We start from the raw sequence: 6,244 nt of genomic DNA on the forward strand, positions 1-6,244 counted from the left end.
CGTAGAGCAGCGCGCCCAGCCCCTCGAGCACGAGCAGCGCGCAGAGCAGCGGCATCGTCACGCGCTGGGCACGGAGCCGCCCGGCGACAACGGAGCCCAGCGTGGCTCCCACGCCAACGATCGCCGTGAGCCACCCCATCCACTCGGCGCCCACCTGCAGCACGTCTCGGTAAAAGAGGCTCTCGAGCGAGTCGAACGCGCCAAAGCCCAGGTTGCCCAAAAAGCCGATGGCGAACAGCATCAGCAGGGCCGGGCTTGCGATGATGGTGCGCGCGCCGCTTGCGAGCTGGGAGAGGAGCGAGGGCGCGACCTGCTCGGCGGGGTCGCGGTTCTCGACCGCACCGTCCGTCTCGGCGGGGTTGCCCTTCTCGGCATGGCACGAGCCTGCGGGCATCGCGCAGGCACAGAGCGCGGCGGCGGGGGCGGTGGCCAGAAGCAGGGAAAAGACGAGCGCGGTCGAGAACGCGTCCGCGACTGCTCCCGCCGCGAGTGGCCCCACGATCACCGCGGCAAACGTGGCCGTGCTGTTGAGCGAGTTCATACGCACGAGCTCGGGCTCGCTGGCCGTGAGATAGCGCGGGTAGGTCTCGACCGCCGTCGAGGCGGCCGCACCGGCAAGGCCCATCACGAGGGCGCAGGACAGCAGGACGAGAAACGACATCGGCAGCGCAAGGGTGAGCGCGGCCGCGGCGAGCGGGGCGAGCGACGACGCGAGGAGCACGGGCTTGGGACCCATGCGGTCGATGAGGGCGCCCGCGAGCGAGTAGCCCACGAGCAGCACCACGTTGAGGGCAAAGACGAGGGCCGACACGCCCGCCGCGCCCAGGCCCAGCGCGTAGGTGGCGCAGCCGATGATTCCCACGAAGTAGACGGACTGGAAGCCCAGCTGGTTAAAGAAACCCGCGGCGACGAGCAGCGCTCGCGATTTGACCATGGAGGCAGTCCTCTCTCTCCATTAATTGTTGGCAGTATAGCGCCGCAGCATTGCGGTGACGTTTCTGACCTGGCGGTCCGCAGGGCTCTTCTTGGTTGCTCGGCCCCGCCCTGCACAAACTGGCCGATTGCTGCAAATGGCCAATCGTGGCAATCCAACGTCCCACACAAACCGGCCGCTTGCTGCAAACGCACGTGGCCGGCAGCTCGACGCCTTACACAAACCGGCCATTTGTCGCAAACGCACGGACACGGTAGTCCACCGCCCTGCACAAAGCGGCCCTTTGCTGCAAACGCACGGGTCCAGGCAGCTCGACGCCTTACACAAAACGCCCCATTGCTGCAAACGCACGGACACGGTAGTCCACCGCCCTGCACAAACCGGTCGTTTGCTGCAAACGCACGCGGCCGGCAGCCTAACGCCTTACCCAAACCGGCCATTTGTCGCAAACGCACGGACACGGTAGTCCACCGCCCTGCACAAACCGGCCGTTTGCCGCAAACGGCCTTTCCCTCGCAAGCGACGCAAGACCACCCTCCCCCACCCCGGCATTCCATCAAACCTTCAAGTTCGGCTATTTTTTCCTTCTCGAAAGTAAATACCGGTTAACTAGTGGTATATATGTTCCAACAAGCGTCACGAGGCGGCGCGACACCAACAGCGCCGTCCAGCACGCAAAACGGACGGCCCCGCGGCGGCGACTCGCCGCGAGGGCGCCCACCAGAAGCGGGCCAGGCGGCACCAAGCGCCCCACCCCGCACACGACGGGTCACGCGGCGCCAACCGCCCGCGTCCCACACGAGAAGGAGATGCACATGAGCGAGATCATCGACGTCTACGGCCGCCAGGTCCTCGACTCCCGCGGCAACCCCACCGTCGAGGTCGAGGTCACCCTCGATGACGGCTCCTTTGGCCGCGCCATCGTTCCGTCCGGTGCGTCCACCGGCGAGTTTGAGGCCGTTGAGCTGCGCGACGGCGACAAGGCCGTCTACGGTGGCAAGGGCACCCTCAAGGCCGTCGACCACGTCAACAACGAGTGCGCCGACGCCGTCCTCGGCATGGACGCCACCGACCAGCGCGACATCGACGCGGCCCTCATCGCCGCCGACGGCACGCCCAACAAGGCCAAGCTCGGCGCCAACGCGATCCTGGGCGTCTCGCTTGCCACCGCCCGTGCCGCGGCCGAGTCCGTGGGCCTGCCCCTCTACCGCTACCTTGGCGGCCCCAACGCACACACCCTCCCCACGCCGATGATGAACATCCTGAACGGCGGCGTGCACGCCGACAACAACGTCGACTTCCAAGAGTTCATGATTATGCCCGTGGGCGCCCCTACCTTTGCCGAGGCCCTGCGCTGGTGCACCGAGGTCTACCACACGCTCAAGGGCGTCCTGTCCGAGAGCGGCCACGCCACGGGCGTGGGCGACGAGGGCGGCTTTGCCCCCAACCTGCAGACCAACGCCGAGCCCTTCGAGTGGATCGAGCGCGCGGTCGAGAAGGCCGGCTTTGTCCCCGGCACCGACTTCATGTACGCCATGGACCCTGCCACCTCGGAGTGCTTCAACAAGCAGACCGGCCTCTACGAGCTCAAGGGCGAGGGCCGCACGCTCTCGTCCGACGAGATGATCGACTACTGGAGCCAGCTCATCGAGCGCTTCCCCATCATCTCGATCGAGGATGGCCTGGCCGAGGAGGATTGGGACGGCTGGACCAACCTCACCCGCGCCATTGGCAACAAAGTGCAGCTCGTGGGCGACGACCTGTTCGTCACGAACAAGACGCGCCTCGAGAAGGGCATCGAACTGGGCGCCGCGAACGCGCTGCTCATGAAGGTGAACCAGATTGGCACCCTCACCGAAAGCCTCGAGGCCATGGCGACCGCCGAGCGCTATGGCTACGCCCAGGTGGTCAGCCACCGCTCCGGCGAGACCGAGGACACCACGATTGCCGACATCGTCGTGGCCACCAACGCCGGCCAAATCAAGACCGGCGCCCCCTGCCGCACCGACCGCGTGGCCAAGTACAACCAGCTCCTCCGCATCGAGGACGAGCTGGGCGACGCCGCCACCTATGCCGGCATGAGCCCGTTTCGCTTCCTTCGCTAGCACGCGCTAGCCGCTCCTTGCGGGCTTGCGCCCGCGGGCGGGGTGCCATCCCTTCGCCATCCCGCCCCAAGCTTGCTTTACCCGATGTTCGCAGGTCCTCTCCCCTGCGAACTAAAGCCCCAGGGCATCGTGTCCCCGCGCGATTGCCCGCGAGCCGCCGGTGTCCCCGCGCCTGCGCTCGCACAGGGCGTGCGTGTCCTGCACACCACGTCCTCTCTCCCAGGCGCCCGCGTGTCCCCGCACGCGGGCGCCGTTTTTGTGCGTCGCACAGAGGCGTGAGGTTGCGCCACCCCGCCACGCGTCCCCACATGCGAACGCCAAGATTGCGCCGCGGCAGCGCGGCGCCAGGATTGGAGGGCCGCCGCGAGGACTCGACCACGCCGAAAGTCACGAACGAGATGCCCCTTTATTGATTTTTCCCATCAATTAGGTAGCCTCACGGGACAATGCCAAGTAGAAGCCTGCGAGAGGCTCTCCTCAACAGGCGTTTTTCAGCCAAAGAAAGCCTGTCCATTCGAGCAGTTCTAGGCAGGTTACCTAATTGATGACATTTTCCGTTCTCGCCAGCAAAACAGACGATGCGCCAGGGACATGCAGGGCCACCCGCGTCGTCCAAACAAAAAAACGCCGCCACCCACAAGGGGCGGCGGCGCTCAAGAAGGCGTGCGAGAAGCACGAACTAGAACATGCCAAGGAAGGTGTGAACAAACAGCGCGGCCACGATGGCACCCACGAATGGGGCCAGACCCGGCACGAGCAGGCCGTACTTCCAGTTGTTGTCGGCCTTGTTCTTGATGGGAAGCACCTGGTAGGCAAAGCGCGGGCCCAGGTCACGCGCTTGGTTCATGGCAAATCCCGTGATACCGCCCATGCCCATGCCAACGGCCCAGACGATGAGGCCCACGCAGATCGCGAGCATCAGCACGTTCTCGCCGGCGCGACTCGCGGCGGCCAGAATCGCGGAGATGAACACGAAGGTACAAAGGGCCTCGCAGAAGAAGTCGCGCGGAAGGTTCTGCAGCCCCTCGGTGGGGTTGGTCGAGAAGATGTTGCGCTGGGCAACCGGGTCAACGACGCCCTCGGACGCGCGGAACTCGTCGGCATACATGAACCAAGCGATGACGGCACCGGCAAAGCCACCAAGCATGTCGGCAACCATGTAGGGAATGCAGCTCGCCCAGGGCACGAGGCCCACGATGCACTGCGCCAGCACCATGGCCGGGTTCATGCAGACGGCGCCGCCAAAGATGAACAGCGCAACCGAGATGCCAAACGACCACGTGGTGATTGCGAACATGTGGCCCGAACCCTGGTACTTGGTGCCCTTGAGCACCGTGTCGCAGTGGACGCCCACGCCAAAGATGATCATGAGTGCGGTGCTGCCAAACTCGCACAGCATGTGATAGAGCAGATCGTTCACGAGCAAAACTCCTTCGTACGTTCCTTCCATTCCTTATGCGCTCGCGCACGCGCGGGGCCGCCCCCGGCCCCGTCGCGCCGCGTTAGTGCTGAGCTACGACGACGCCCAGGCCATCGGGGATGACAGCGACCTTGGCGTCGGCGCCCTTCATCTCAAAGGCAAGCTTCAGAGCCTCGTCAATCGTGTTGACCGGCGTCATGTGCATATCGCGCAGCATCTGGTGGTCGCACAGGTCGCTGACCATGATCACCGGGTGGTGGGCCAGGATGCGGGCAAAGATCTGCGAGGTCCACTGGTCGGGCAGGGTCTCGCTCTTCGGGCGGTCGATGCAGGCGCGCTCAAACGCTGCCGGGTCGTTGTCGGCGATGTTGTGGAAGAAGCCCTCGCCGCCGTGACCGTCTGCGCAGCCCGCGACGTCGATGATGACGCCGCCCTCAGGCAAGGTCGCCTCGGCCGCACACATGCCCTTGACGGCCTGGTAGATGTTCTGGTCGAGCGGGTAGCCGCCATTGGTGGTCACCGCGACGTCGCAGGCCACGGGCTCGACGCCGGCAAGCTTGCGCACGAAGTCGCAGCCGGCCTCGTGGGCCTGGTGGATGTCACCGGCAAACGAGCCGATGACCTCGTGCTTGCCGTTGAGCACGACATTCAGGACAAAGGCCAGGTGCGCCATCTCGGCAGCGGCGAACATGTCCTCGTTCACGTGGTTGTGGGCGAGGTTGCCGGCGCGGGAGTGCGAATCGTTCACGAACTGGCCGTTGTGGTTGTACATGATGGTCTTGTAGGAGGCGATGCCCGGCAGCACGGACTTGCGGCTGCCCGAGAAGCCCGCGAAGAAGTGCGGCTCGATGAAGCCCTCGGCCAGCAGCAGGTCGGCGTGGGCGGCCACCTTGTTGATGATGCACTCGCCGCCGGAGGGCAGGGTGCCAATCTTCTCCATCATCGAGTCGTCGGTCGCCACGTGCATGACGATCTCCTCGTTGGCCACGATGTCCTCGCCGTACTTGTTGACGAGTTCCTCGTGGGTCGAGGGACGGTGCATGCCGGTGGCCACGAGGATGCGAACGCGGGCGTCGGGCGCGGCGGCGTGGATGCGGCGCAGCAGGATCGGCATGGTCACGCGCGACGGCACGGGGCGCGTGTGGTCGGAGCTGATGATGACGATGTCATGCTTGCCGGCGCACAGCTCCTCGAGCTTGGGCGAGCCATAGGGGTGGTCAAGCGACTCCTCGACGAGCTGGGCGGGGGCAGCGGCGGCCTTGAACTCGTTCTGGTGGCCCTCGAGCAGGCCTGCGAAGTTCTTGTCCTCAAGCTTGATGGTCATGGTCTTGTGGTCGTACGGCAGTTGGGTCTCGAACATGGTCCGACATCCTCTTTCGGTCCCTGTTCCGCTCGCACGCGCCGTCGGATGTGCCGACAGCAGGCACGAACGGAGTCCAATAATACCTAGCCGAACACCTTACACCGATATTTCTCTACCGTTCGCAACAATTTAGTCGATATTTAAGCTCAATACCGTTAACAGAATTGCCATTTTCCTCCACATTCCTTGAGCGTGCTTAAAGGGCCTTTCGTGGCCGAGAAGAGCGCCCATGCTCCCCCACCCTCGCGGCACAAAAATGCCCCGGCCGCCACGGGGGCAGCCGGGGCACGCAACCGTGCTCAGCGAGCTATGAGTCGCAGCAAACTAGGCGTTCAGGGCGGCGTTCACGGCAACGGCGCAGGCGACAGTGGCACCGACCATGGGGTTGTTGCCCATGCCGATGAGACCCATCATGTCGACGT

At 64.9% G+C, this 6,244-nt stretch carries 5 protein-coding genes; 1 reads left to right on the forward strand and 4 read right to left on the reverse strand.

The window, feature by feature from the left end; all coding sequences use genetic code 11:
- Positions 1–934 (reverse strand): MFS transporter (locus AC1VTH_RS05750; protein ID WP_481335193.1); only part of this gene is annotated, 934 nt, incomplete at its 3' end.
- An 815-nt stretch (positions 935–1,749) separates the two neighbouring features.
- Here AC1VTH_RS05750 and eno point away from each other — a divergent pair.
- Entirely contained in the window at positions 1,750–3,039 is a 1,290-nt protein-coding gene (gene eno, locus AC1VTH_RS05755) for a phosphopyruvate hydratase (RefSeq protein WP_293825798.1), read from the forward strand.
- A gap of 679 nt (positions 3,040–3,718) precedes the next feature.
- On the opposite strand, the gene larD is transcribed toward eno, so the two are convergent.
- From larD to AC1VTH_RS05770, 3 genes are all read right to left on the reverse strand, one after another.
- Complete coding sequence (gene larD / locus AC1VTH_RS05760; RefSeq protein WP_481335195.1) at positions 3,719–4,459, reverse strand: D/L-lactic acid transporter LarD; 741 nt, start codon at positions 4,457–4,459, stop codon at positions 3,719–3,721.
- A gap of 82 nt (positions 4,460–4,541) precedes the next feature.
- Complete coding sequence (gene larA / locus AC1VTH_RS05765) at positions 4,542–5,819, reverse strand: nickel-dependent lactate racemase (RefSeq protein ID WP_481335196.1); 1,278 nt, start codon at positions 5,817–5,819, stop codon at positions 4,542–4,544.
- 327 nt (positions 5,820–6,146) lie between these two features.
- The coding region (locus AC1VTH_RS05770; RefSeq protein WP_481335197.1) for a GGGtGRT protein at positions 6,147–6,244 on the reverse strand (98 nt) is incomplete at its 5' end.

This window comes from Parolsenella sp. (assembly GCF_982402205.1).

Coding starts and splice junctions, on each gene's coding strand:
- eno (WP_293825798.1), top strand. CDS start 1,750: ATGAGCGAGATCATCGACGTCTACGGCCGCCAGGTCCTCGACTCCCGC.
- larA (WP_481335196.1), bottom strand. CDS start 5,819: ATGTTCGAGACCCAACTGCCGTACGACCACAAGACCATGACCATCAAG.